Below are 516 nucleotides of genomic sequence, written 5' to 3' on the forward strand. Positions count from 1 at the left end.
GCGCCGCCGAGCTCGTGGCCGAGCTGTCCGGCCTCGGCGCCCGCGTCGAAATCGCCGCCTGCGACCTCGGGGACCGCGCCGCCGTCGAGGCACTGGTCGCCGGCGTGCCGCTCGACGCGGTGATCCACACCGCGGGTGTCGTCGACGACGGCGTCCTCGGTTCCCTCACCCCCGAACGCTTCGCCACCGTCCTGCGGTCCAAAGCGGACTCCGCGTGGCACCTGCACGAGCTGACCCGCGGCCACGGGCTGAGCGCGTTCGTCACCTTCTCCTCGGTCTCCGGCCTGTTCGGCGGGCCCGGCCAGGCCAACTACGCGGCCGCCAACTCCTTCCTCGACGCACTGGCCCAGCACCGCCGCGCGCTCGGCCTGCCCGGCCTGTCCCTGGCCTGGGGCGCCTGGGCCGAGCCGACCGGCATGACCAGCGGCCTCACCGACGCCGACCGCCAGCGGATGGTGCGCTCCGGCATGCCGCCGTTGAGCACCGAGCAGGGCCTCGCCCTGTTCGACGCCGCAC

At 75.2% G+C, this 516-nt stretch carries 1 protein-coding gene; it reads left to right on the forward strand.

Translation table 11 applies throughout. From position 1 onward, the window contains the following. Nucleotides 1-516, forward strand: a 516-nt coding sequence (locus tag G3I65_RS42940) for a beta-ketoacyl reductase (protein WP_160701174.1), incomplete at both ends; no start/stop codon positions are given.

Origin of the sequence: Amycolatopsis sp. SID8362 (assembly GCF_010550475.1) — a bacterium.
Taxonomy (GTDB): domain Bacteria; phylum Actinomycetota; class Actinomycetes; order Mycobacteriales; family Pseudonocardiaceae; genus Amycolatopsis; species Amycolatopsis eburnea.